Source organism: Methylovirgula sp. (assembly GCF_037200945.1).
GTDB lineage: Bacteria > Pseudomonadota > Alphaproteobacteria > Rhizobiales > Beijerinckiaceae > Methylovirgula.
The window spans coordinates 2831193-2855215 of the sequence record NZ_JBBCGP010000001.1 but is presented as its reverse complement, the minus strand read 5'-3'; the positions used below and the strand labels follow the sequence as shown (position 1 = coordinate 2855215).

Genomic DNA, 24023 nt, shown 5'->3' with positions numbered 1-24023 from the left:
TCATGATTCGTAAAATCACTTTGCCGCGGAACCAGAGGCCAGGGAGTAAGGCCCCGATGTCTACTTGCATCAGCTCGAATGGGGCTTTTTTGAAGATTTTGGCAAGTTGGGGCGCGACGGCGGTGATCGCCGCCGGTTGCTTTTTTTACGCGCCCCATGCGCATGCGCAGGCCATCATCGCGACCGTGAACGGCGCGCCGATCACAAACTGGGACGTGACCGAGCGTGAAAAGCTGTTGCGCGCGATGCGTATGCCGGCCTCATACGACGACGCCCTCAACTCCATGATCGACGATCAGTTGAAGCTCGGCGAAACCGATAAATTCAAGATCAAAGCGACAGACAGCGAGATCGGCCAACAGATCGGCCTCGAGGCTAGTTTGATGAATATGGCGCCGGCTGCGCTTATGGGCGCCATTCAGCGCGCCGGTGTTTCGACACAGCACATCAAGGATCACTTCTCCGCCGACTTCGAATTCAATCTCATGGTGCAGGCCTATAACAAAGGCGTTGACGCCAGTGAGAGCGCCATCCGCGCCGAAATGGCCAAGGATGGCGGCAAGTCTGCGGTGGGAATCGATTACAAATTGCACCAGGTGATATTCACCCTGCATGGCGGCAACATCTTCGCGGAAACGCAACAGAAAATCCAAGCTGCCAACGCGTTGCGAGAGCGCTTCACGAGCTGTTCCGAAGGTTTGCCGCTGGCGCGCAATATGGATGACGTTGCCGTCAAGGATGAGATCATTCGCAACTCCTTGCAGATCAGCGATCAGCTCAAAGACATATTGGATAAGACCCCCATCGGCCACCTCACGTCGCCCGAGCGCACGTCGGATGGCGTCGAAATGATCGCCGTCTGCAGCAAGGGCGTCTCGAACGACGATACCGCCGTGCGCAAAGCGATTTCCGAACGCCTGCTCAGCGCCGAGATGCGCTCGGATGCCGCGCGGCGGCTGGCGGAGTTGCGATCCTACGCCGTCATCGTCAAGCATTGATGGGCTCACGCCCCATCGCGCTCACCCGCGGCGATCCATCAGGCATCGGCCCGGAACTCGCGTTGAAGGCTTGGGCGGCAATCCACGCCGATCCCGGAGCGCCGGCCTTTTTCGTCATTGCCGACCCCGATCATCTTGCGGGCCTTGCCCGGCGTTTGCACCTCAATGTCCCGGTTAAGGCAACGACACCGCACGAAGCGCCGGCGGTATTTACACACGCACTGCCGGTCGTTGGTCCTGCGCGCCCTGTGAAGGGTGCTTTGGGCTCGCCTGATCTGGTCGATGCGCCGGGGACGATCGAATCGATCGAAGCCGGCATTAAATTCGTCCATGACGGCATCGCCGATGCCGTCGTGACCAATCCGATCGCCAAGGAAGTTTTGCAGCGTGCCGGATTCGCGCATCCGGGGCATACGGAATTCCTCGGCGAATTGGCCACCCGTTTCTATGGCCTTGAAGCGCGCCCCGTGATGCTGCTCTGGTCGCCCTGGGTCGCCGTGGTGCCCGCGACAATCCATGTGCCGCTCGCAAACGTGCCGAAGCTTGTCACGCGCGAACTGCTGATCGAGACGGCAAAGATCGTCGACACTGACTTCAAACGCCGTTTTGGCGTCGTCGCGCCGCGTCTCGCTTTCGCCGGGCTTAACCCGCATGCTGGCGAAGCGGGCCACATTGGCCATGAGGAGATCGACATCATCGCTCCGGCGATTGCCGAATTGCGCGAAGCCGGGATCGACGCCAAAGGACCCTACCCCCGCCGACAACCTTGTTCCATGCCGCGGCACGCGAGAAATACGACGTCGCCATCTGCATGTACCACGATCAGGCACTGATCCCGATCAAGACACTCGCCTTCGACAGCGCCGTCAACGTGACGCTTGGCCTGCCCTTCGTGCGCACGTCGCCGGATCATGGGACTGCGTTCGATATCGCCACCGAAGGCAAAGCCGATCCGACGAGTCTCATTGCCGCTCTGCGGCTCGCGGCGGAACTCGCAAAGTCGCAGGCGTGAAAGATTCTCTCCCGCCATTGCGAGAGGTGGTCGCCGCGCATGGCCTCGACGCAAAGAAAAATCTCGGCCAGAATTTTCTTTTCGATCTCAACCTCACGGCGCGTATCGCCCGCGCCGCCGGGCCGCTCGCGGCTGCAACGATTATCGAGATCGGCCCCGGCCCGGGCGGTCTCACCCGGGCGCTTCTTGCGGAAGGTGCCAAACGCGTCATTGCGATTGAGCGCGACGCGCGCTGCCTCCCGGCCCTGGCGGAGATCGCGGCCCATTATCCTGGCCGCCTCGATGTGATCGAAGGCGATGCATTGGAAACCGATGTCGCGACTCTCGTTGGCGAGGCGCGTCCGGCGCGGATTTGCGCCAATCTTCCTTACAATATCGCGACCGCGCTTTTGACCCGCTGGCTTGAAACGCCTCATTGGCCGCCGGTCTTCGACCGTTTCGTGCTGATGTTCCAGAAGGAAGTCGCACAGCGTATCGTCGCGACGCCGCGCGAACGTGCCGATTACGGCCGTCTCGCGATCCTCGCCAATTGGCGTTGCGCGACGCGGATTCTGTTCGACGTCCCGGCCGCGGCCTTCACGCCGGCGCCAAAGGTCACATCCGCAATCGTCGAGCTTGTGCCGCGCGCGGCGCCATTAGCTTGCGATGGCAAATTGCTCAGCGCAGTCACGCAGGCTGCATTCGGCCAGCGTCGTAAGATGCTGCGGCAAAGTCTGAAAGGTCTTGGCGTCGATCCAATCGATCTGCTTGAGCGCGCCGGGATCCAGCCAACGAAACGTGCCGAGGAGATCGACGTCGCGGGATTTGTCGCGCTGGCAAATGTGTTGCAGGAGACGCGCGGCGCTGCGACGTGACGCTTACTTTTCGCCGAGGAGCTTTTCGACGAAAGCCTCGAGCCCCGGCTGCTGCCGGCTCGCCTTGCGCCGTTCCGCCGTCAGAATCGCCACGAGATCCTCGAAGGTCTTTTGCAGATCGTCGTTGATCAGCACGTAATCATAAAGCGTCCAGCGGCTGATTTCGTTCTCGGCATTGGCGAGCCGCCCAGCGATGGCTTCGTCTGTATCTTCGGCGCGCCGCTCCAGTCGCGCCTTCAACTCGCGCATCGACGGCGGCAGGATGAAGATGGTGACGACATCCTCGCCTGCCTTGGCTTTGACCTGTTGCGTGCCCTGATAATCAATATCGAAAAGCACGTCGCGGCCTTGCGCCAAAGTGCGCTCGACGGTCTCGCGCGGCGTGCCATAGCAATTGCCCGTGGACTTCGGCCCATTCCAGCAATTCTCCCTCGTCGCGGAGCTGTTCGAAGCGCTTACGCGTGATGAACGTATAATGGATGCCGTCGACCTCGCTCGAACGGCGCGGCCGCGTCGTCACCGAAATCGACAGCGTAAGATCGAGCTCTTTCTTTTGCAGCAGCATGCGCGTGAGGCTGGTCTTTCCGGCGCCGGAGGGCGACGAGAGGATCAGCATGAGACCACGCCGCTTCAGGCTATTGTCTTGATGCGCTGCAATGGCCACGAGATTCTCTATTCGATATTTTGGATCTGCTCGCGGAATTGCTCGATCTCGACGCGCAATTCAAGTCCGATCGCCGTCAAGCTCGCATCATTCGACTTGGCGCACAGGGTATTTCGCCTCACGGGCGAGTTCCTGAGCCAGAAAATCGAGCCGCCGTCCGACCGGGCCGCCCTTCGCCAGAAGTTCGGCGCAAGCGGCGATATGGGCTTCGAGCCGATCGAGTTCTTCCCGCACGTCGGCCTTGGCCGCGAGCAGCAAGGCCTCCTGATAGAGCCGATTCTCGTCAAGCTTGCTTTGTCCGGTGATGAGCGCAATCGAATCCGCCAGCCGCGCACGCACTGCCTCGGGTTTTGCGCGCCGGACAATCTTCCGCTGCTTGCCGGAGCAGTGTGAGCCGGCTGAGCCGTTGGCTGAGAATTTGGCTTAGGGCAGCGCCTTCTGTGCCACGCATGGCGAGGAGAGCGGCAAGCCCCTCGGAAAGCCCCGCCAGCGCCGCGCTGCGAACCTTGCGCCAGGTCCGTCTCCTCGTCACCTGTATCGCGGATTTCGACAACGCCACGCCACGCCGAGCAAACCGTCGATCGACGCCGACGCAGCGCGGCGCTGTGCTCAATATGCGAGACAGCCTCGACCAGCCGCCGCAAAAGCGGTTCGTTGAGATGAACCTCGGGCATTGCGGCCTCGCGCTGCGCCGATAGCGTCGCGTAGCAGGTGCCGCGGGTGAGCTTGCCCGACAGCAGGGCGCGCGCTTCGATCTCGATGGCATCGAAGCCCGGCGGCAGCCGCAAGCGCAAGTCGAGGCCCTTGGCATTGACCGACTTCAATTCCCACGCCCAGCGAAAATTCGCGGTGGCGCTGGAGACCCGCGCGAAGCCGGTCATGCTGGCGATAGTCAATGGAGCTCGTTTTCTCTGAGGTTACGGCTGCTTGAGTTGCGAAGCCGACGGCACCGTCTTGGCATAATTCAAATCGTAGGTCGTATTGCGCAAAGGATCGAGCGGCGTGCCCTCGGAGGCATCGATAATGTGCGGATGGGCCGGCGGTTGGCGTCCGTTCGGTGCTGGCCCGACCGCCGCATCGGCGAAGGCTTGCGGATCGGCCGGCGCAACGGAGGCGGAACTATCGACCGGCCCATCGAGCAGTTTTTTCGCGCTCGCCGGTTGATCCATTCCACGCACGGTAATGCCGAGATCATCGAGGCTCGGGCCGTAGCCCGGCGCCGGCTTTTCGGCAGCCTGCGTCGAAACGGCGTCGGCGACGACGGGATCGGCGGCCGTCGTCGCGGCAGCCGCTTCGTGCGGCAAGGCCGGCGCAACCTGCGCGATCGCCGCGGCGGTCGCGCCCATGCCGAGACTCGACGCATAGGAACTCACGCCGCTCTGGTCCGCCGCGCTGAACGACGTCGGCAACGCGCCATAGACAGACGAGTCATTATCACTGCGCTGGCCATGATCAGGCGGCACATATTTATCGACATCCGAGTCCGACCCGGCTTTGTCTTTCGCGTCTTTCCGAATCTGCCGCCAGCGCGCGACGTTGCGGTTGTGCTCATCGAGCGAAGCGGCGAACACATGGCCGCCTGTGCCATCGGCGACGAAATAAAGATCGCTCGTGCGCGATGGATTGGCGACGGCTTCAAGCGCGGCACGACCAGGATTGGCAATCGGCCCTGGCGGCAGGCCTTCGATCACATAAGTGTTGTAGGGCGATGCTTGCTCGACATCCGCATGGGTCAGCGGCCGGCCGAGCGAGCCGCGGCCTGCCATGATCCCGTAAACGATCGTCGGATCGGATTGCAGCCGCATATGTTTGTGGAGACGGTTGAGGAAGACAGAAGCGACATGCGGCCGCTCATCAGCCTTGCCGGTTTCCTTTTCGACGATCGAGGCGAGTGTCACCATTTCATACGGCGACGTCAGCAGCAGATCCGGCGAACGATTCGCCCAGATTTCGGCGACGAGTTTTCTGTCGTCCTCCTGCATCAGCCGGATCAGATCGGCCCGCGGCATACCGCGCGCAATTTTGTAGGTCTCCGGCAGAAGACTGCCTTCCGGCGGGATTTCGCGAATATCGCCCATCAGGAGATCGTTCGCGCGCAGCTTGTCGACGACTTGCTGGCTGGTCAGCCCTTCCGGAATCGTCACCGGGTGGAGGATCTGGCGGCCGGACACCAGCGTATCCATTACCTCGCGCATGCTGGCGTTGTGATGGATGAGATATTCGCCCGCCTTCACCTTCGACCGGTCGCCCTCAACGACGAGCGCGATGTTGAAGAGCAGCGGACCGTCGATCATCCCCTCTTCCTGAAGCTGGGCGACGATATCGGCGACGTCCGTGCCCGGCTGGATATAGAGGACCTTATCGGTGGGCAGCGGGCCCGGCTGCTGCAAGCGATGCGCGCCCCAGACGACGCCAAACAATGCGCCGAAAGCGACAAGAAGGAGAAAGGACAGGAAGCCGGACATGGCCGACAATGTTGGCCGGCGTTTGTGCGGGGACGGCGGCGGCGGCGGCGTCTCCGGCTGTAGCGCCTCGTTCGGACTTTGGAGCTTCGGACGGCGGCCGAAGAACCGCGCCGGCGGTTCCCCGTCGTCGGCCCCCTGGCGCGTCAATGCGCCTCCGTCATTTTGCGGCGAGCCTGCCATCGAACCTTATCCATGTGCTGGGCGCATCAGTCTTACACGAAATACGGCCACAGCGGCAAACAACCCGCGCCGGAGAGCGCCCCACCAAACTGGGACAATTCCAGCTATTTGCGGAGGAAATTTGGCTTGGACTTTACGCGACCGCCTTCAGGATCAAGCTGGCATTGGTGCCGCCGAAGCCGAAGGAGTTCGAGAGCGCGAATTCCACCTCACGCTTGCGCGCCTTATGCGGCACGAGGTCAATCGACGTTGTCACCGAAGGATTGTCGAGGTTGAGGGTCGGCGGCACGATCTGATCGCGGATCGCCAAAGTGCAGAAAATCGCCTCGACCGCACCCGCCGCGCCAAGCAGATGTCCGATCGCCGATTTGGTCGATGACATCGATAAAGAACTCATCCCCTGGCTGTTGCCGAGGAGCTTATGGACGGCCGTAAGCTCCGCCTCGTCGCCCAGAGGCGTCGAAGTGCCGTGGGCGTTGATATAATCGATATCCTGCGCGGTGATGCCGGCGCGCTTCACGGCCCCGCGCATCGAGCGGAGCGCGCCGTCGCCGGTCGGATCGGGCGCGGTGATGTGATAGGCGTCGCCGGAAAGACCGTAACCGACGACTTCGGCATAGATTTTCGCGCCGCGCGCCTTCGCGCCCTCATAAGATTCGAGCACGACGCAGCCGGCGCCGTCCCCCATGACGAAACCGTCGCGATCCCTGTCATAGGGCCGCGACGCCTGCTTCGGCCTGTCATTGAAATTGGTCGAAAGCGCCTTGCAGGCGGAAAAGCCGGCGATACCGATGCGGTTAATCGCCGATTCGGCCCCGCCCGCCACCATGACATCGGCGTCTTCGAGCGCGATCATTCGCGCCGCATCGCCAATCGCGTGCGCGCCGGTCGAACAGGCGGTGACGACGGCATGGTTCGGCCCTTTCAGGCCGTGCATGATCGAGACATAGCCGCTGACGAGATTGATCAGGCGGCCAGAAATAAAGAACGGCGAGACGCGCCGCGGGCCTTTTTCGTGCAGCGTGATTGCCGTCTCCGCGATGCCGCCGAGACCGCCAATACCGGAGCCGATGAGAACGCCGGTCCGCTCGCGCTCTTCTTCGGTCTGGGGTTTCCAGCCTGCGTCGGCCAAAGCCTGGGTGGCCGCCGCAACACCATAGATGATGTAATCGTCGACCTTGCGCTGGTCCTTCGGATCCATCCATTGATCTGGATTGAAGGTCGCGTTGCTGCCATCGCCACGCGGCACCTGCATGGCGATCTTGCAGGGCAGATCGGAGGTTTCGAAGCCCTGAATCAGGCGGGCACCGCTCTGTGCGCCGATCAGGCGCTCCCACGATGCTTCAACGCCGTTGGCCAACGGCGAGACCATTCCAAGACCAGTTATTACCACTCTGCGCATCGCAGATCGTCCACTCCTCCGGGCGCTCTGCCCGCGTGGTTTCTATTCCACCGCCGTGCCAGATTGGCAAATCGCAATCGGCACGGGGAAAATTGGGGAAAATGCCGCCGGAACCATCATATCGCGCGGCGGCGCCGCTCAGATCAGCTTGCAGCCGTTGCCTTGTCGAGGAAGCGAACCGCATCGCCGACGGTGACAATGGATTCAGCCGCATCATCCGGAATTTCGACGCCGAATTCTTCTTCGAAAGCCATCACGAGTTCAACGGTATCGAGCGAGTCCGCCCCCAGATCCTCAATGAAATTCGCGTCGTCGGTGACCTTGTCGGCGTCCACGCCGAGATGTTCGATGACAATCTTTTTCACGCGCTCGGCAACATCGCTCATTCGTTTAACCCTTCGTCCTTAATCTTTAAGTGGGTGCCAGCCGTTATCAAAAATACATCTTAAATCAAGCCCCCCGAAGGCTGACGCCCTCATTGCCTGATCACGTTTCTCGAAAACTGCGGCAGATTTCCTAAGCTTTTTTCCGGTCCCACAGAAAGATGAGAGGACCGTCCGTAAGCAGATATTCGGTTGGTAACATACTTCATTCGTATTGGCGAGGGCCGGACCCTGGCCGCCGCGAACCGACATAACAACCTCAAATCATTGCCATTCCACCGTTTACGTGGAGCGTTTCCCCGGTCACATACGCAGCCTCCGAACTCGCCAGATAAACGACTGCACCGGCAATTTCCGCCGCCGAGCCGAGCCGGCCTGTCGGCACCGTCGAAAGAATGGCCGACTTCTGCGCATCGGTCAGAACATCGGTCATCGGGCTTTCGATGAAACCCGGCGCAACGCAATTCACTGTCACACCGCGCGCGGCCACTTCGCGGGCAAGGCTCTTCGACAGGCCGATCATTCCGGCTTTCGAGGCGGCATAATTGGCCTGCCCCGAATTGCCGGTGACGCCGACGACCGAGGTAATACTGATGATGCGGCCGCAACGGCGCTTCAGCATCGGCTTCAAAGCCGCGCGCGCGAGCCGGAACGTCGCGGTTAAATTCACCGCCAGCACGTTGTCCCAATCGGCATCTTTCATACGCATCATGAGTCCGTCGCGCGTCAGGCCAGCATTATTGACGAGCACATCGATACCACCCATCGCCGCTTCCGCTTCGGGCACCAATTGCTCGACGGCGGCTGGATCGGCGAGGTTGCATGGCACGACGTAAACGCGCTCCTTCAATTCGGCCGCCAAAGTCTGGAGCGCCTCTTCGCGGGTGCCGGTGAGCGTGACCGTCGCACCCTGATGGTGCAAGGCGCGCGCGATGGCGGAGCCAAGACCGCCGCTGGCGCCGGTGACGAGGGCCATACGGCCGGAAAGGTCAAACATGAGCGGCCCTCAGACTTTCATACGCAAGAAGACGGAAACGCGGCGATCTCGTCGGGTGTGCCGACCGCGAAACCCTGCGCGTCGGCGACAATCCGTTTCAAAAGGCCGGTGAGAACTTTGCCCGAGCCAAGCTCGATGAACGTATCGACACCATGCGCGGCCATATAGGCGACGCTCTCGCGCCAGCGCACCGTGCCCGTGACCTGCGCCACGAGACGCTGGCGAATGTCTTCGGGGTCCTCGATGGCCGCCGCGAGCACATTGGCAACGAGCGGCACCTTCGGCCGCCTGATCTCAACCTCGGCCAGCGCCACAGCCATTGCGTCGGCAGCAGGCTGCATCAAAGGACAATGGAAGGGCGCTGATACGGCAAGAGGGACGGCGCGGCGTACGCCCTTGCCCTTAGCAATTTCGATTGCCGCATCGACGGCGACTTTAGTGCCGGAAATAACGACCTGGCCACCGCCATTGTCATTTGCCACAGCACAGACTTCGCCGGTTTGTTCCGCCGCGGCTTTCGCCACCTCAATCGCCCCGTCGAGATCGAGACCGATCAGAGCCGCCATCGCGCCAACGCCAACCGGAACGGCCTGCTGCATGGCCTCGCCACGCCGCCGCAGCAATCGCGCGGCATCAGGAATCGAAAACGAACCGGCGGCCGCGAGCGCAGAATATTCGCCAAGCGAATGGCCGGCGACAAACGCCGCATCGCGGCCAAGATCGAGTTCCGCTTCCGCCTCAAGCACGCGTAAAACCGCGAGGCTCGTGGCCATCAGCGCGGGTTGCGCGTTCGCGGTCAAAGTCAGTTCGGCCTCCGGCCCTTCGAACATCAATGCCGAGAGCTTTTGATGCAGGGCCTCATCGACTTCCGCAAAAACCTGCCGTGCCGGCGCATAAGCTTCGGCGAGCGCTTTGCCCATGCCGACGGCCTGCGAACCCTGACCCGGAAATACAAATGCTTTCGCCATACGCGCGCTTCCGCTCTATTACTCTGGCTGTTCTCGGCGCTGCCGACTGACACCGGTTAACGGGCAAGTCAAGTTTCTGGTGACGGCGCGGCGCCCGGTGGAATTTCTATTGCCTCCGCGATGCAGCACGCCATGATGCCGAATCTGCGATCGATCATAGGCGGAGCGAACCTCAATATGGACATTCCAGGCAAAGCCTGTGGCACCTGCAGTATGTGCTGTAAAATACTTGAGATCGAAGAATTGACGAAGCCGGCGGGCCCTTATTGCCCGAATTGCAAGCTCGGCGACGGCTGCGGCATCTATCATTCGCGTCCAGATGTTTGCCGCGACTATGAGTGCCTGTGGAAGACCGATCGCACCCTTAGCCCGCAGCTGCGTCCGGATCGCAGCGGCACGATCCTCATGGAGGATGCGGATTCCGAACAATATCAGGCTGTTTGCGACCCCGATAAACCTCTCGCCTGGCGCAACAATCCGCTGATCTTCAAACATCTCGTCGCCGTCGCCAAGTCCGGACGCACCGTCGTCGCCAAGGCGGGCGTGAAGGCCTGGCGGATTCGCGCCAGTGGCGAATGGGGGCCGAGCGCTTAAGCACGAGCATGGCTGCACGCTCGCGGATTGCACCTTCGTACGACCTCGACTTCATGATGCATTCATTTACGGGATGAAATTGTCCGCCTCCCAATCAGTGGCAAACGAAAGCCATTCAGTGAGGAGGGTTTAATGAAAAAAATTTCCATGCTCGTGCTTTGTGCTGCCCTCGCCGGCTTTGGCGCGTCGCCGGTTCTCGCGCAAAGCGCCGGCACGTCGTCGTCGACGGCGGCGAAACCGGCACATACCGCTAAATCGCTCGAATGCTCGAAAGAGGCTGACGCCAAGGGCCTGCACGGCAAGGCGCGCAAGAAATTCCGCTCGGCCTGCAAGCACGGCAAATAATTCTGCCGGGCGGCGGCTCCGCGCCGCCGCCTATCGGCGCATCGTGCTATCGACGATCACTTCGCCGAAGGCATGTACGGTAACGGCTGGGCCGATATCCGGCTTGAATTTCCGCGGCGTCGAGGCGGGACTCTGATTTTCCGACCGGATCACCCTGGCGAGCCCATTGGCTGGCGGCGCGAGCGATGCGTCATAAGATTTCAAGCCGGACAGACCGTAGCCATTGCCGCTCTGCGCCAAAGCCGGAGCGGCGGCCGCACTTGCGCCGAGATAAGCGCCGAAAGCCAATCTGAGGATTTTGCCGGTCGCACAAAGCATGCGCCAACATAGCAACCCGCTGGAGGGCCGCCTATAGAATCGGCATCGCCCCGGGCGCAAGATTTCTTGATTTCGCCGCCGTTCTGCGTATAAAGCCCCCTTCCCGCGGGCATATGGCTCGCGGACAGCGGTCTCGGCCGGGGGCTGAACGGAAGGCGTGTCGCGCCTCATCCCAGAAAGTTGCAAGACTTTTTGGACCAGATGATGCGGAAACGATACGCAGAATTTCTCGAAAATTCGTCTTCCAGTGTCTCCGCCTTCGTTCGTTCGAGCCTTTCCGGGGCTCGAAGGGCTCTGCGCCGGCCGCGCAACAGAAAGGCAAGATCATGGCTCTTTACGAGCATGTATTTCTTGCTCGTCAGGATGCTTCCGCCCAGCAGGTGGAAGCTTTGACCGAGCAATTCAAAGGCGTCATCGAGGCGCACGGCGGCAAGATCGAGAAGACCGAATATTGGGGCGTCAAATCCGTCGCCTATCGGATCAAGAAGAACCGCAAAGCGCATTTCACGCTGCTGAACATTGAGGCGCCGGCCGCCGCTCTGACCGAGGTCGAGCGCCAGGAAAGCCTCAACGAAGACGTGCTGCGCTTCCTGACCGTCCGCGTCGACGAACTTGAGGCCGGCCCGTCGGCCATGCTGCGCAAGCGCGACGACGACGATCGTGGTGACCGCGGCGATCGCGGCCGTGGTCCTCGCCCGGATCGTGGCGATCGTGGTGATAGAGGCCCGCGCCGTCCGCGCGACGAGGCCGGTGTGGACGAAGGAGCTTTTTGATGGCAACGACCGCAGCATCACCGGCCCGGCGCCCCTTCTTCCGCCGTCGCAAGACCTGCCCGTTCTCCGGCCCCAATGCGCCGAAGATCGACTACAAGGATACGCGGCTCCTTTCGCGCTATATTTCCGAGCGCGGCAAGATCGTGCCTTCGCGCATCACGGCGGTTTCCGCCAAGAAGCAGCGCGAGCTGGCGAAGGCGATCAAGCGGTCCCGGTTCCTTGGGCTTCTGCCTTACGTGATCCGGTAATTCTTTCGTTTTGACGTGTTTTCTTCTTGCGAACCGGGTAACCACTTCGCTCGAAAACACTTCAATATTCGACGCATAAAGCCGCCGGCACAGCCCGGCGGCTCGGCTGGGAGAACTCTCCCTAACCGCGAAGGCGGGACAGCTCGGCGATGGTCAACAAGCAAAAACAAAAGCAAGCATCCGATGTTCGCGGTGCGGTCGCCTTCGGCAGCGGCCTCGCCGCGACGCTGCTTTTGCTCGCGGCCTTCCAGGGCTCCGTGCCCGCTTTGCTGCTCGCCTATCTCTCGCCACTGCCGCTGATGATCGCGACGATCGGCTTCGGCCATGTCACCGGCCTTGGCGCGGTGCTCGCCGGCTTTATCACGCTCGTCGCTTTGCTCGTCGCCGCCAATCCTCAGGATGTGAGCGTCGCCACGTTCGCGGGAGCCGGCGTCAATGGCATCCTCTTTCTTATTTGCGAGGGGCTGCCGTCGTGGTGGCTGGCGCGGGTCGCGAGCGTCTCGCGCAGCATGCCGATCCTGCCGTTTCTGCCGGAACCGCCGCCCGATACGGTCGAGGAAGGTTCGCGGCTGAGCCTGGTCATCGTGACCGCGGCGGCCTTCGCATTTCTTGTCGTCGGTGGAACGCTCGCCACGATGGTCCTCGGACACGAGGATTTCGCCGCCTTGGTCGACAAAGTGGCTGCAAATATCCGCCCGGTCTTGAAACAGGAAGCCGGCGCGGATTTGCTGCATGCCAACGCGATCGATAGTTTCGCCCGTTTCCTCGCGACGGCGCTCCCGGCCATCGCCGCCAGCGTGATCTTCGTGATCTATCTGGTCAATCTCTGGCTCGCCGGGCGCGTTGCGCAAATCTCGCAACGTCTGCAAGTCCCGTGGCCGAATGTCGCCCGCGAATTTCGCGTCCCGCGCCTGCTCGCGCTCGTATTCGTCGCCGCGGCCGGGCTGATCTTTGCCGGCGGTGCAATCGGCCTCGTCGCCAGCCTCGCAGCGAGCGTGCTTGGCGTTGCCTTTGCGCTGCAGGGCCTCGCCGTCATCCATGTGGTGACGCTCGGCCTGCGGCTGCGCAACAATCTGCTCTTTCTCGTCTACCTGTTTGTGGTGCCGCTCATGCCGTGGTCTTTGGCACCCTTCACCCTGCTTGGCCTGCTCGAGGCCGGCTTTTCGCTGCGCGACCGGAAAGATTCGGTCGCCATTTCCCCCAAGATGAACTGAAGGAATTTTCTTATGGACGTTATCCTGCTGCAACGTGTCGCCAAATTAGGCCAGATGGGCGAAACGGTTCGCGTGAAGAATGGCTATGCGCGCAATTTCCTTTTGCCGACCGGCAAGGCGCTGCGCGCCACGGAAGCGAACAAGAAGCGCTTCCAGGATCAAAAGGCCGATCTCGAAGCCCGCAACCTGCACGAAAAGGGCGAGGCGAGCTCCGTCGCCGAGAAGCTCAACGGCCAGAGCTTCATCATCGTCCGCCAGGCGGGCGAGACAGGCCAGCTTTACGGTTCGGTCTCCGCCCGCGACGTTGCCGATGCGGTCAGCGCTGGTGGCTTCAAGGTCTCGCGTGAGCAGATCGAACTCGTCGCGCCGATGAAGACGCTTGGCCTGCATACGGTCCCCGTCCATCTGCATCCGGAAGTCGAGGCGAAGGTCACGATCAACGTCGCCCGTTCGCCGGAAGAGGCAGAGCGCCAAGCCAAGGGCGAAGCGATCAACGTCGTCGAGGAAACCACGATCCAGGATCTCGGCCTCGAAGTCGGCGCGGCCTTGGCCGAAGCTGGCGGCGACGAAGACTAAGCCGCACTCACGGCGTTGCCCGCGTCATGCCATTGCCCGGCACTCGGGTCTGCCTTCGGCAGCCCGAGCACACTCTTGTGCCGGGCATCCACGCCCTGCAGAACTTATAAATTCTACGTGGATGGCCGGGACAAGCCCGGCCATGATGGCGCTCTTGCAAATCCGTGCGACGGATCAATGGGATCGGAAAGTCCAGCGCCGTGCAGGCCACGACCGTAGAATCTTTTCGTTTTGTGGATTGCGGGACGCGCCCCTCGGCTGGTTGAATTTGATTCCAATCTGAGCGGAGCGCGTGCCAAAAAGGCGGCTTCCGAATTTCTCGCGACAGTGATTCGCTAAGATAATCATGGCCGCCAATTCATCGACTGCTCTCGCCACCACCCAAAGCAATGATCCCGCCTATCGGGTGCCGCCGCATAATATCGAGGCGGAACAGGCGCTGCTCGGCGCGATCCTCGTCAACAACGACGCTTTCGACCGTGTCTCGGATTTCCTGAAACCCCAGGATTTCGCTGAAGAGCTTCACCGCCGCATTTTCGATATCGCATCGCAATTGATCCGCGCGGGAAAACTCGCGACGCCGATCACGCTGAAAACTTTTCTGGGCGAACACGATCTCGGTGGCGTCAGCATTGCGCAATATCTCGCCCGTCTCGCGGCCGAGGCGACGACGATCATCAACGCTGCCGATTACGGCCGCACGGTCCATGATCTCGCGGTGCGGCGCGATCTGATCATCATCGGCGAAGACATCGTCAACAGCGCTTTCGATGCGCCAATCAACGCGGCGCCGCGCGATCATATCGAAGAGGCGGAGCGCAAGCTCTATGCAATCGCCGAACAAGGCCGTTACGATGGCGGTTTCCAGCGGTTTTCCGACACGCTCGCGATCGCCGTCGATATGGCGGCAAAAGCCTGGGAACGCGACGGAAAGCTTTCGGGCCTCGGCACGGGTTTCTACGAACTCGACAACAAACTTGGTGGTTTACAGGCGTCCGATCTTGTCATCATCGCCGGCCGACCCGGCATGGGCAAAACCGCCTTCGCGACAACATCGGCTTCAATATCGCCAAAGCCTATCAGTTCACCACGCGGCCGGACGGGTCGCACGAAACGACCAATGGCGGCATCGTCGGTTTCTTCTCGCTCGAAATGTCGGCCGAGCAATTGGCGACACGTATCATTGCCGAACAATCGGCCGTGCCCTCGTACAAGATCCGCCGCGGCGACATCACTGAATCAGAGTTTCACCGCGTCGCGCAGGCCCGCGCGCGATATGCAGAGCGTGCCTTTCTACATCGACCAGACCGGCGGCATTTCGATCGCGCAATTGACCGCCCGCGCGCGGCGGCTCAAGCGCCAGCGGGGGCTCGATCTTCTGATTGTCGAATATCTCAATTGCTGTCGGGCTCGAAAGTCGCGCAGCGGACAGCCGCGTTCAGGAATTGACCGATATCACCACGACCCTCAAGGCGCTCGCCAAGGATTGAACGTCCCGATCGTGGCGCTTTCACAGCTCTCGCGTCAGGTCGAATCGCGTGACGACAAGCGCCGCAACTTTCCGATCTACGTGAATCCGGCTCAATCGAGCAGGACGCTGACGTGGTGATGTTCGTCTATCGCGAAGAATATTATCTCAAGAACAAACAGCCGCGCGAAGGCACGGAAGAATTCCTGACCTGGCAGACGGCGATGGAGAGCGCCTTCGGCCGGGCTGAAGTCATCATCGGCAAACAGCGTCACGGCCCGACCGGCACGATCGAACTCGCCTTCGAGGCGGAGATGACGCGTTTCGGCAATCTGGCGCATGAAGAGGATTTGCCGGCGCGCATTTAGCGGGCCCCTCATTGCGAGGAGTGATGCGACGAAGCAATCCAGTTCTTATGTTGGTTTTCTGGATTGCTTCGCTTCGCTCGCAATGACCGCGAGGGCCCGTACTGGGAGAATAAGTGGCCAAGACTTCGCACCTCTTTCGTCTGTCAAAGCTGCGGCGCCGTCGCGCCGCGCTGGCAGGGCCGCTGTGATTCGTGCGGCGCCTGGAATTCGATGATCGAGGAATCGCCGAAACGCCGGAGCGCCGCCGGCGCTGACCGGCGGCAAGGGCCGTGTCTTCGCTCTGTCCGACCTTGGCGGTGCCAGTGAGCCAGCGCCCCCGCGTCGTCCACCGGCATCGGCGAATTCGACCGCGTGACTGGCGGCGGCTTCGTGCCCGGCTCGGTGCTTCTGCTCGGCGGCGAGCCCGGCATCGGCAAATCGACACTCCTGATCCAGGTTTGCGGAGCGCTCGCCACGCAGGGGTTGGGCGTCGTCTATATTTCGGGCGAAGAGGCGATCGATCAGGTGCGGTTGCGTGCCGATCGCCTGGGCCACGCGCAGGCGCCGGTTGGCTTCGCCGCAGAGACCAAAGTCGAGGACATCGTTGCGACGCTCCGGCAAAGACGGCCGCCAGCCCTCCTTGTCATCGATTCGATCCAGACCATGTGGACCGACGTGGTCGATTCAGTGCCGGGCACGGTGACACAGGTGCGCGGCGCGGCGCAGGCGCTGATTCGCTATGCCAAGACGACCGGCACCGCCGTGATTCTCGTCGGCCATGTCACCAAAGATGGCCAGATCGCCGGCCCGCGCGTCGTCGAGCACATGGTCGATGCCGTGATCTCGTTTGAAGGCGAAGGCGGCCGCGATTTTCGCATTCCTGCGCGCGCTCAAAAAACCGGTTCGGCGCTGCGCATGAAATCGGCGTGTTCGAGATGACCGGGCGCGGCCTCGCCGAAGTGGTCAATCCTTCGGCGCTGTTTTTTGTCGGGTCACGCCGAGGCGACACCGGGCACCGCCGTTTTCGCCGGGCTCGAAGGAACGCGCCCGCTGCTCACCGAAATCCAGGCGCTTGTTGCGCCCTCACCGCTCGGGATGCCGCGCCGCGCCGTCGTCGGCTGGGATCAGAATCGGCTCGCCATGATCCATCGCGGTGCTCGAAGCGCGCGCGGGATTACGGCTCGGCCAGCATGACGTTTATTCTCAATGTCGCGGGGGGGCTGCGTATCAACGAACCCGCCGCCGACCTCGCCGCCGCCGCGGCATTGGTCTCATCGCTGACTGGACAAAGCCTGCCGCCGCATTTGCGTCTTCTTCGGCGAGATTGGTCCTGTCTGGCGCGATTCGCCCCGTGGCTCATGCTGCAACACGGCTCAAGGAGGCGGCCAAGCTTGGCTTTACGCAAGCCATTGTGCCGCCTTCGCAGGACGGCGCGGCCGTCGACACGACAATGCTGTTGAAAAAACTGCAGCGAAGTCGCCGATCTCGTTGCTTTTATCGCTGCGCCCAAAACACAACAGGCACGGCGCAAGGAGCCAACCGCAGGGTGACGCGAGACTTACGCTTCGCTATATAGCGGCCCCAGTCGGACATGAGGCCATAATGCTCCCCTATTCTCGATCTCGGCGTGATCGCCATCGTCCTGATCTCGGCGGTCCTCGCCATGGTCCGCGGCTTCACGCGCGAAGTGCTGGCAATCGCTTCCTGGGGCGCAGCAGCAGTGGCGGCAATCTACTTTCATCCGCTCGTGCTGCCCTTCGTGAAGCCGTACATCAGCAAAGATACCATTGCGCTGGCTGTCGCGGCCGCGATTGTCTTTTCGCCACGCTGATCATCGTCTCGATCATCACCGTCAAAATTTCCGACGCCATCCTCGATTCGAAAGTCGGCCCACTCGACCGTTCGCTGGGCTTTGTCTTCGGCGCGCTGCGCGGGCTTTTGCTCTGCGTCATCGCTTTGCCTTCTTCAACTGGCTTGTGCCGGAAAAGACGCAGCCCGTATGGGTCAAGGACGCCAAGTTGAAGCCGCTCCTGCAATCCACCGGCGAAGAGCTGATGGCGATTGCTGCCGGATGATCCCGAAGGTCTCCTGAACAAATTGAAGAAAGCCAAGCCCACGAGCGAAGAGGCGGCACCCGACAGCGATACGTCGCCTGCGCCGGGCGCCACGCCGACGCCCGGTTCGCCCGCCCAGCCGCCGCATGTCGCCGCGCCTGCGACAACCTTCGCCCGGTACATCTGCGCCCGCACCGGCGCCGCAGAATAAGGATTGAGCGTAAGGACGCGTTAGAGCTTGTTTCGTAAGGAAATTTCGACTTAAGCCGTGCTCGGTACGATGTGAAACCCTTGACGATATTTTGGGTTTAACCCGGCATCGGGCGTTTAAAATCATTGGTAATTGCAGCGCCGCATACTATGTGATTGCCGTGACAATTCAGTGAATCGTCGACGACGACGTCACGCTGCCAAGCGAACCGTGAGACAGGTCCATGGATGTGGCGACTGAAGTTCGGCCGAGGCAATCGAGGCCGGGGTCCGATTACTTTCCTCCTCTCGACCTTGAAGCCGACCGGCTGCGCGAAGAATGCGGCGTTTCTCGGCATCTTCGGGCACCCCTCGGCGGCGGCGATCACAGCGCTAGGCCTCCATGCCCTGCAACATCGCGGACAGGAAGCGGCGGGCATCGTCAGCTTCGACGGCCACAGATTCAATTCGGAGCGCCGGCTCGGCCTCGTCGGAGAACATTTCTCCAAGGCATCCACGATCGAACGCCTCCCCGGCCTGCGCGCTGTCGGCCATGTGCGTTACTCGACCACCGGCGAGACCATTCTCCGCAATGTCCAGCCGCTGTTTTCCGAGATCAGCTCCGGTGGCTTCGCTGTCGCTCATAACGGCAATCTGACCAACGGCCTGACGCTGCGCCGCAATCTCGTCAACGATGGCGCGATCTTTCAATCGACCTCCGATACCGAAGTCATTCTGCATCTCGTCGCGCGCAGCCGCCGTCCCCGCCTGATCGAACGGTTCATTGAGGCGCTGCGCCAGATCGAAGGCGCCTATTCTCTGGTCTGCCTGTCGAACAAGAAGCTGATCGGGGCTTGTGATCCGCTCGGCATCCGCCCGCTCGTTCTGGGCGAGCTCGACGGTTGTTATATCCTCGCCTCCGAAACCTGTGCGCTCGATACGATCGGGGCGCGTTTCATCCGCGACATCGAGAACGGCGAAATCGTCGTGATCTCGGAGAGCGGGATCGAAAGCCTCCATCCCTTCCCCAAACGGCCGGCGCGGCCGTGTATCTTCGAATATATCTATTTCGCCCGCCCCGACTCGGTCGTCCACGGCCGCTCGGTCTACGAAGTGCGTAAGGCGATGGGCAAACAGCTTGCGCGAGAAACGGCGATCGACGCGGATGTCATTGTGCCGGTGCCGGATTCCGGCGTGCCCGCGGCGCTCGGCTTCTCGCAAGAATCCGGCATTCCGTTCGAACTCGGTATTATTCGTAATCATTACATCGGCCGCACCTTCATTCAGCCGACCCAATCCATCCGCGAACTCGGCGTACGTCTCAAACACAGCGCCAACCGCGCCGCAGTCGCCGGCAAGCGGATCATCCTCATTGATGATTCGATCGTGCGTGGCACGACCTCGGTGAAGATCGTCCAGATGATGCGCGAGGCGGGCGCGCGCGAAGTTCACTTCCGCATTTCCTCGCCGCCCATCACCCATCCGGATTATTACGGCATCGATACGCCCGAGCGCGACAAGCTGCTCGCCGCGACGCATTCGCTCGATGAGATGCGCGATTATATCGGCTGCGACTCGCTCGCCTTTCTGTCGGTCGACGGGCTTTACCGGGCGATGGGCGAACCGGCGCGTGACGCGGCGCGGCCGCAATTCACCGATCATTGCTTCACGGGCGATTATCCCACCAATCTCACCGACGTCGCTGGCGAGACGAAATCGCAGCTCTCGCTCCTCGCGGAAGTCGGCTAACCGCAATCATCTAGAGATCCAACATGGCTGAGCAGAGTCCTCGGGCGCAGCCATTCTCCGGTCGCGTGGCGCTTGTCACCGGTGCCTCGCGCGGCATTGGCCATGCGCTCGCTCTCGAACTCGCCCGCGCCGGTGCGCATGTCATCGCCCTCGCCCGTACCCAGGGCGCTCTGGAAGAGCTTGACGATGCGATTCGTGCTGCGGGCAGCGAGGCGACACTCGTCCCCTGTGACCTGACGGATTTCGACGCGCTCGACCGTCTCGGCGCGGCCATTCACGAGCGATGGAAAAAGCTCGACATCTTCGTCGGCAACGCAGGCGAACTCGGCGCCGTCACGCCGCTTTCGCATATCGATCCGCAAGATTGGGACAAAGTCATCGCCGTCAACGTCACCGCGAACTGGCGGTTGATCCGCGCGCTCGATATGCCGCTGCGGGCGGCCGAGACAGGACGGGTTCTGTTCATCACGTCCGGCATAGCGCACCGCGCCGACTACCGGCCCTATTGGGGTGGCTATGCCGTTTCCAAAGCTGCGCTCGATGCTTTGGCGCGGACCTATGCTGCAGAGACCGAGACAACCTCCAACGTAAAAGTCATGCTGGCCAATCCGGGGCCGCTACGTACGCGGATGCGCGCCAAGGCCATGCCAGGCGAAGACCCGTTGACGCTCAAGACGCCCGAGGATCTGGCGCCAAAGCTTTTGCAATTCCTGCTGCCGTCATCGGTACAAACCGGCAAACTGTACGACTTCCCGAGCGATGAAATTCTCAGCTTCGCGGGTCCGCAACCGATGTCGGTGTAATACGCATTGGTGACGATGCGAGCGTCTTTTTCTTCAGCTTCTTTGTCGCGACTTTCTTCGCCACGACCTTTTTCGGCACGGCTTGAAAATGCCGGACCTTCGCCTTCGTGACGGTTTCATTATGCGCACCGCCGTCTTCGAGCTCGTCTTGCAACTGCTGCAACTGCGCCGCATCGCGTAATGCCGGACGCTTCGCCTCCTTTTCGGAGGTCGGCGTATATTCGAGCGTCGCCTCGGGCGGCCGCGCCGCCTTCACGAAGGGGGCCATCGGCGGCGGAGTCACCCAGAACTTGTTATGCAGAATGACGTCGAGCGGCGTGCCGCCGCCATAAGGCTGTGGCGTCTTTTTCGCGGGGGGGTGAGACGAAGCCGCAGGCTGAGACGAATCGGCTTGCTGCGCTTGCGCTGAAGCAAGGGTCAACAGCCCTGATAGAGCTATTCCCAAACCTATTTGAAATGCCGTCCGGGAAGTCCACATCTCTCTACATGTCCGGCTTAATGCGCGGTTGTCCCGCAGCCCCGCGACCCCTATTCCCTAAGGAGGGAATAAAGCCCTATCATGGCGCGGTGGTTGAGTGGTTAAGGAAACAGCAACGGCCAAGCGGCGAAGGGCACGCAGCCCCAGCCAGAAGCGCGCCCCGGGGGCGGGGCGGCCCCGCTCGGCTGCCGGGAGGAAAGCGTCCGTGAACGAGGCTGTGTTGCCGCCGGAATTGACCAAGCCTGTAGCCGCGCCCGACCGGACAGTTCTGCCGCAGGTCGAACCGTCCATCGCCGACGCCCCGAAGATCGATTTCGCCCGGCTGTCGAAAAATCTTGCCACGCTCATCGAACAGGGTGGCCAGGCGCTGTCTGTCATGTTGCGGCCGCAGGCCGATCGGTCGGTGAGCGGCTTTTCCGAAAGCGTCGTCGATGCGGTTCAGGCCTTCGGCCGCATCGCCGAATATTGGCTCTCGGACATCGAGCGCACGAACGCGGCGCGCGCCGAGCTTGCCGAGCATTTTCTTTCGCTATGGGAGCAGACGTTCCGCCGCATGTCCGGCGAAATTGTGCGACCTGTCGTTCCGGTCGCGCCGGGCGATAAGCGCTTTGCCGCACCGCAATGGCAGGAAAGTCCGCTGTTTGATTTCCTGCGTCAGGCCCACGCCATCGCAACACAATGGGTCGAGGATCTCGTCGCGCGCACTGAGACCGACCCGATGACGAAGCTCAAGGCGCAATTCTATCTGCGGCAATTGGCAAGCGCCTTATCGCCGTCGAATTTCGTCGCGACCAATCCGGAGCTACTGCACGAAACGCTCGCGTCGAGCGGCGACAATCTTGCGCGCGGCATCGCCAATCTCGCCGCCGATATCAAGGCTGGCAATGGTTCGCTGCGCATCAGGCAAAGCGATTCCTCGAAATTCGTGCTCGGCGTCAACATGGCGGCAACTCCGGGCAAGGTGATCATCCGCAACGATCTGATGGAATTGATCCAGTACACGCCGACGACGGAGACGGTGTTCAAACGGCCGCTGCTGATCGTCCCGCCGTGGATCAACAAATACTACATCCTCGATCTCAACCCGGACAAAAGCTTCGTTCGCTATGCCGTCGAGCAGGGCCACACGGTCTTTTTGATCTCCTGGGTCAATCCCGACGCACGCCATCGCGACAAGGATTTCGAGGCCTATATCGACGAGAGCATCATGACGGTGCTCGACGTCATCGCCGAAGTTACGGGTGAATCCGAAGTCAATGCGCTCGGCTATTGTGTCGGGGGCACCCTACTCTCGATCGCGCTCGCTTATATGGCGCGCAAGAACGACCGCCGCATCGCAAGCGCGACATTCTTCACGACACAAACCGATTTTGCCGACGCCGGCGACCTCCGCGTCTTCATCGATGAAGCCCAGATCAGCGCCCTCGAAGAAAGCATGGCCGAGAAAGGCTATCTCGACGGCGCCAAGATGGCGAACGTCTTCAACATGCTGCGGCCGAACGATCTGATCTGGTCTTTCGTCGTCAACAATTACATCCGCGGCCAATCGCCGATGGCATTCGATCTCCTGACGTGGAATTCCGATGCGACACGGATGACGGCGGCCTGCCATTCGTTCTATCTGCGCAATTGCTACCTCGAAAATAAATTGAGCCGCGGGCGGCTGAACATCCGCGGCGAGGCCGTGCATTTGCCCGATATCAAGATTCCGACCTACAGCCTCGCGACGCGCGAGGATCATATCGCACCCGCAAGTTCAGTCTTCACCGGCATGCGCATGTTTGGCGGCGATGTGCGCTTCGTCGTCGCCGGCTCCGGCCATATCGCCGGCGTCATCAACCCCGTCACCAAGCCGAAATATCAATATTGGACGGGCGGCGCGCTGAACGGCACGTACGAGGATTGGCTGAAGGCGGCCAAAGAACATCCCGGAAGCTGGTGGCCGGATTGGGCCGAATGGATCGCCGCGCAAGCTCCGAAAAAGGTGGCGGCGCGCGAACCCGGCGGCGATGCGCTTATGCCGCTCTGCGATGCGCCCGGCACTTATGTGCGCGCGAAAGCGTAGTCAGCGCCGCGCCGGATATCCCAGCGCGGCGTCACTTGTTAGGCTTTCAAGAAAGCCAACAGATCGGCGTTGATCGTCGGCGCTTCCGTCGTCGGCATGCCATGCGGATAATTCTTGTAGGTTTTCAAAGTGCCGTTCTTCAGCAGTTTCGCGGATAATGGACCTGCATCAGCGTAAGGGACGATCTGATCGTCTTCGCTGTGCATCACCAGCACCGGCACATTGATCTCCTTTAAGTCCTCGGTGAAATCGGTCTGCGAAAAGGCGACGATGCCATCGTAGTGCGCTTTCGCGCCGCCCATCATGCCCTGACGCCACCAGTTTGCGATGGTCGCTTCCGACGATTTCGCGCCAGGCCGGTTGTAGCCGTAGAACGGCCCTTCCGGCAGATCGCGATAGAACTTCGAGCGATTGGCGGCGAGCTGCGCTTGCAAATCATCGAAGACCGCTTTCGGCAAGCCGCCGGGGTTGGTGTCCGTTTTCACCATCAACGGTGGCACCGCGCTGATCAGCGCTGCCTTGACGGCGCGCCCTTCGCCGTGGCGCGCAAGATAATGCACCACCTCGCCGCCGCCGGTCGAATGGCCGACGTGAATGGCATCATGCAGATCGAGATGTTCAACCACGGCCGCAAGGTCGTCGGCATAATGATCCATGTCATGACCATCACTCGTTTGCGTCGAGCGCCCATGGCCACGACGGTCATGCGCAATGACGCGATAACCGTGATTGAGGAAGAACAGCATCTGCGCGTCCCAATCATCGGCCGATAACGGCCAGCCATGGCTGAACACGATCGGTTGGCCCTTGCCCCAGTCCTTGTAGAAGATGTGGACGCCGTCCTTGGTCTTGACCGTACTCATGCGCTGTACTCCAGGT

21 protein-coding genes and 7 pseudogenes are annotated in these 24023 nt (G+C 61.4%); 16 read left to right on the top strand and 12 right to left on the bottom strand.

Going from position 1 to position 24023, the window contains the following annotated elements; all coding sequences use genetic code 11:
- The first annotated feature begins 89 nt into the window (after window positions 1-89).
- The 3 genes and pseudogenes from WDN02_RS13875 (at window position 90) to rsmA (ending at window position 2864) form a co-directional block, all read left to right on the top strand.
- Complete coding sequence (locus tag WDN02_RS13875) at window positions 90-998, top strand: hypothetical protein (protein ID WP_337294054.1); 909 nt, start codon at window positions 90-92, stop codon at window positions 996-998.
- Window positions 995-2010, top strand: a pseudogene (gene pdxA, locus WDN02_RS13870) (4-hydroxythreonine-4-phosphate dehydrogenase PdxA). Before WDN02_RS13875 ends, pdxA begins: the two are co-directional and overlap by 4 nt.
- Entirely contained in the window at window positions 2007-2864 is an 858-nt protein-coding gene (rsmA, locus tag WDN02_RS13865) for a 16S rRNA (adenine(1518)-N(6)/adenine(1519)-N(6))-dimethyltransferase RsmA (RefSeq protein ID WP_337294053.1), read from the top strand. Before pdxA ends, rsmA begins: the two are co-directional and overlap by 4 nt.
- Window positions 2865-2867: 3 nt before the next feature.
- On the opposite strand, the pseudogene gmk reads toward rsmA, so the two are convergent.
- From gmk to WDN02_RS13850, 3 genes and pseudogenes are all read right to left on the bottom strand, one after another.
- A pseudogene (gmk, locus tag WDN02_RS13860) lies at window positions 2868-3528 on the bottom strand (guanylate kinase).
- Between the two features lie 8 nt (window positions 3529-3536).
- Complete coding sequence (locus WDN02_RS13855) at window positions 3537-3650, bottom strand: DUF1732 domain-containing protein (RefSeq protein ID WP_337294946.1); 114 nt, start codon at window positions 3648-3650, stop codon at window positions 3537-3539.
- On the bottom strand, window positions 3616-3867 hold the full coding sequence (locus tag WDN02_RS13850; RefSeq protein WP_337294052.1) for a DUF1732 domain-containing protein: 252 nt from the start codon (window positions 3865-3867) through the stop codon (window positions 3616-3618). Before WDN02_RS13850 ends, WDN02_RS13855 begins: the two co-directional genes overlap by 35 nt.
- 110 nt (window positions 3868-3977) lie before the next feature.
- Here WDN02_RS13850 and WDN02_RS13845 point away from each other — a divergent pair, with 110 nt between their 5' ends.
- Window positions 3978-4226, top strand: coding sequence for a hypothetical protein (locus WDN02_RS13845; RefSeq protein ID WP_337294051.1), 249 nt, complete (start codon window positions 3978-3980; stop codon window positions 4224-4226).
- On the opposite strand, the pseudogene WDN02_RS13840 reads toward WDN02_RS13845, so the two are convergent.
- From WDN02_RS13840 to fabD, 6 genes and pseudogenes are all read right to left on the bottom strand, one after another.
- Window positions 4107-4409, bottom strand: a pseudogene (locus WDN02_RS13840) (YicC/YloC family endoribonuclease); the annotation flags it as partial. The gene WDN02_RS13845 and the pseudogene WDN02_RS13840 overlap by 120 nt on opposite strands.
- Before the next feature lie 36 nt (window positions 4410-4445).
- Window positions 4446-6140, bottom strand: coding sequence for an endolytic transglycosylase MltG (mltG, locus tag WDN02_RS13835; RefSeq protein ID WP_337294050.1), 1695 nt, complete (start codon window positions 6138-6140; stop codon window positions 4446-4448).
- 166 nt (window positions 6141-6306) lie between these two features.
- A complete protein-coding gene (fabF, locus tag WDN02_RS13830; protein ID WP_337294049.1) occupies window positions 6307-7575 on the bottom strand; it encodes a beta-ketoacyl-ACP synthase II in 1269 nt (422 codons plus the stop codon).
- A 143-nt stretch (window positions 7576-7718) separates the two neighbouring features.
- The gene (locus WDN02_RS13825) at window positions 7719-7961 is read right to left on the bottom strand and encodes an acyl carrier protein (protein ID WP_115837552.1); all 243 of its coding nucleotides are present in this window, start codon (window positions 7959-7961) and stop codon (window positions 7719-7721) included.
- A gap of 256 nt (window positions 7962-8217) precedes the next feature.
- Window positions 8218-8955, bottom strand: coding sequence for a 3-oxoacyl-[acyl-carrier-protein] reductase (fabG, locus tag WDN02_RS13820; protein ID WP_337294048.1), 738 nt, complete (start codon window positions 8953-8955; stop codon window positions 8218-8220).
- 17 nt (window positions 8956-8972) lie between these two features.
- Complete coding sequence (gene fabD, locus WDN02_RS13815) at window positions 8973-9923, bottom strand: ACP S-malonyltransferase (protein ID WP_337294047.1); 951 nt, start codon at window positions 9921-9923, stop codon at window positions 8973-8975.
- Window positions 9924-10166: 243 nt separating this feature from the next.
- Between fabD and WDN02_RS13810 the strand changes: the two genes are divergently transcribed.
- Together WDN02_RS13810 and WDN02_RS13805 are read left to right on the top strand one after the other, a co-directional pair.
- Window positions 10167-10517: a hypothetical protein gene (locus WDN02_RS13810; protein WP_337294046.1), complete on the top strand. Its 351-nt coding sequence runs from the start codon at window positions 10167-10169 to the stop codon at window positions 10515-10517.
- A 147-nt stretch (window positions 10518-10664) separates the two neighbouring features.
- On the top strand, window positions 10665-10862 hold the full coding sequence (locus tag WDN02_RS13805) for a PsiF family protein (RefSeq protein WP_337294945.1): 198 nt from the start codon (window positions 10665-10667) through the stop codon (window positions 10860-10862).
- A gap of 30 nt (window positions 10863-10892) precedes the next feature.
- On the opposite strand, the gene WDN02_RS13800 is transcribed toward WDN02_RS13805, so the two are convergent.
- A complete protein-coding gene (locus tag WDN02_RS13800; RefSeq protein ID WP_337294045.1) occupies window positions 10893-11180 on the bottom strand; it encodes a hypothetical protein in 288 nt (95 codons plus the stop codon).
- A gap of 326 nt (window positions 11181-11506) precedes the next feature.
- Between WDN02_RS13800 and rpsF the strand changes: the two genes are divergently transcribed.
- From rpsF to WDN02_RS13755, 9 genes and pseudogenes are all read left to right on the top strand, one after another.
- Entirely contained in the window at window positions 11507-11953 is a 447-nt protein-coding gene (rpsF, locus tag WDN02_RS13795; protein ID WP_337294044.1) for a 30S ribosomal protein S6, read from the top strand.
- On the top strand, window positions 11953-12201 hold the full coding sequence (rpsR, locus tag WDN02_RS13790; RefSeq protein WP_337294043.1) for a 30S ribosomal protein S18: 249 nt from the start codon (window positions 11953-11955) through the stop codon (window positions 12199-12201). The genes rpsF and rpsR overlap by 1 nt, the downstream gene beginning before the upstream one ends.
- Window positions 12202-12350: 149 nt before the next feature.
- On the top strand, window positions 12351-13415 hold the full coding sequence (locus tag WDN02_RS13785; protein WP_337294042.1) for a DUF2232 domain-containing protein: 1065 nt from the start codon (window positions 12351-12353) through the stop codon (window positions 13413-13415).
- Between the two features lie 12 nt (window positions 13416-13427).
- Window positions 13428-13991 carry a 50S ribosomal protein L9 gene (gene rplI, locus WDN02_RS13780; protein ID WP_337294041.1) on the top strand — a complete coding sequence of 188 codons (564 nt, stop codon included), beginning with the start codon at window positions 13428-13430 and terminating at the stop codon, window positions 13989-13991.
- A gap of 346 nt (window positions 13992-14337) precedes the next feature.
- A pseudogene (locus tag WDN02_RS13775) lies at window positions 14338-15827 on the top strand (replicative DNA helicase).
- 63 nt (window positions 15828-15890) lie between these two features.
- A pseudogene (gene radA / locus WDN02_RS13770) lies at window positions 15891-17356 on the top strand (DNA repair protein RadA).
- A 113-nt stretch (window positions 17357-17469) separates the two neighbouring features.
- Window positions 17470-18071: pseudogene (locus WDN02_RS13765) on the top strand (CvpA family protein).
- 229 nt (window positions 18072-18300) lie between these two features.
- Window positions 18301-19798 (top strand): annotated as a pseudogene (gene purF, locus WDN02_RS13760) (amidophosphoribosyltransferase).
- A 23-nt stretch (window positions 19799-19821) separates the two neighbouring features.
- Window positions 19822-20601: an SDR family NAD(P)-dependent oxidoreductase gene (locus WDN02_RS13755; RefSeq protein WP_337294040.1), complete on the top strand. Its 780-nt coding sequence runs from the start codon at window positions 19822-19824 to the stop codon at window positions 20599-20601.
- Here WDN02_RS13755 and WDN02_RS13750 read toward each other — a convergent pair.
- The gene (locus WDN02_RS13750) at window positions 20567-21022 is read right to left on the bottom strand and encodes a hypothetical protein (RefSeq protein ID WP_337294039.1); all 456 of its coding nucleotides are present in this window, start codon (window positions 21020-21022) and stop codon (window positions 20567-20569) included. The genes WDN02_RS13755 and WDN02_RS13750 overlap by 35 nt on opposite strands.
- Window positions 21023-21284: 262 nt before the next feature.
- Between WDN02_RS13750 and phaC the strand changes: the two genes are divergently transcribed.
- Window positions 21285-23144 (top strand): class I poly(R)-hydroxyalkanoic acid synthase, encoded by a 1860-nt coding sequence (phaC, locus tag WDN02_RS13745; protein ID WP_337294038.1) that lies wholly within the window; start codon window positions 21285-21287, stop codon window positions 23142-23144.
- 38 nt (window positions 23145-23182) lie between these two features.
- On the opposite strand, the gene WDN02_RS13740 is transcribed toward phaC, so the two are convergent.
- Window positions 23183-24007 (bottom strand): alpha/beta hydrolase, encoded by an 825-nt coding sequence (locus WDN02_RS13740; protein WP_337294037.1) that lies wholly within the window; start codon window positions 24005-24007, stop codon window positions 23183-23185.
- Between the last annotated feature and the right edge of the window lie 16 nt (window positions 24008-24023).

Excerpts from the sequence above, each read along its gene's own strand:
- WDN02_RS13845 (WP_337294051.1), top strand. The coding sequence starts at position 3,978 with ATGGCGAGGAGAGCGGCAAGCCCCTCGGAAAGCCCCGCCAGCGCCGCG.
- fabF (WP_337294049.1), bottom strand. The coding sequence starts at position 7,575 with ATGCGCAGAGTGGTAATAACTGGTCTTGGAATGGTCTCGCCGTTGGCC.
- WDN02_RS13825 (WP_115837552.1), bottom strand. The coding sequence starts at position 7,961 with ATGAGCGATGTTGCCGAGCGCGTGAAAAAGATTGTCATCGAACATCTC.
- fabG (WP_337294048.1), bottom strand. The coding sequence starts at position 8,955 with ATGTTTGACCTTTCCGGCCGTATGGCCCTCGTCACCGGCGCCAGCGGC.
- fabD (WP_337294047.1), bottom strand. The coding sequence starts at position 9,923 with ATGGCGAAAGCATTTGTATTTCCGGGTCAGGGTTCGCAGGCCGTCGGC.
- WDN02_RS13805 (WP_337294945.1), top strand. The coding sequence starts at position 10,665 with ATGCTCGTGCTTTGTGCTGCCCTCGCCGGCTTTGGCGCGTCGCCGGTT.
- WDN02_RS13800 (WP_337294045.1), bottom strand. The coding sequence starts at position 11,180 with ATGCTTTGTGCGACCGGCAAAATCCTCAGATTGGCTTTCGGCGCTTAT.
- rpsF (WP_337294044.1), top strand. The coding sequence starts at position 11,507 with ATGGCTCTTTACGAGCATGTATTTCTTGCTCGTCAGGATGCTTCCGCC.
- rpsR (WP_337294043.1), top strand. The coding sequence starts at position 11,953 with ATGGCAACGACCGCAGCATCACCGGCCCGGCGCCCCTTCTTCCGCCGT.
- WDN02_RS13785 (WP_337294042.1), top strand. The coding sequence starts at position 12,351 with ATGGTCAACAAGCAAAAACAAAAGCAAGCATCCGATGTTCGCGGTGCG.
- rplI (WP_337294041.1), top strand. The coding sequence starts at position 13,428 with ATGGACGTTATCCTGCTGCAACGTGTCGCCAAATTAGGCCAGATGGGC.
- WDN02_RS13755 (WP_337294040.1), top strand. The coding sequence starts at position 19,822 with ATGGCTGAGCAGAGTCCTCGGGCGCAGCCATTCTCCGGTCGCGTGGCG.
- WDN02_RS13740 (WP_337294037.1), bottom strand. The coding sequence starts at position 24,007 with ATGAGTACGGTCAAGACCAAGGACGGCGTCCACATCTTCTACAAGGAC.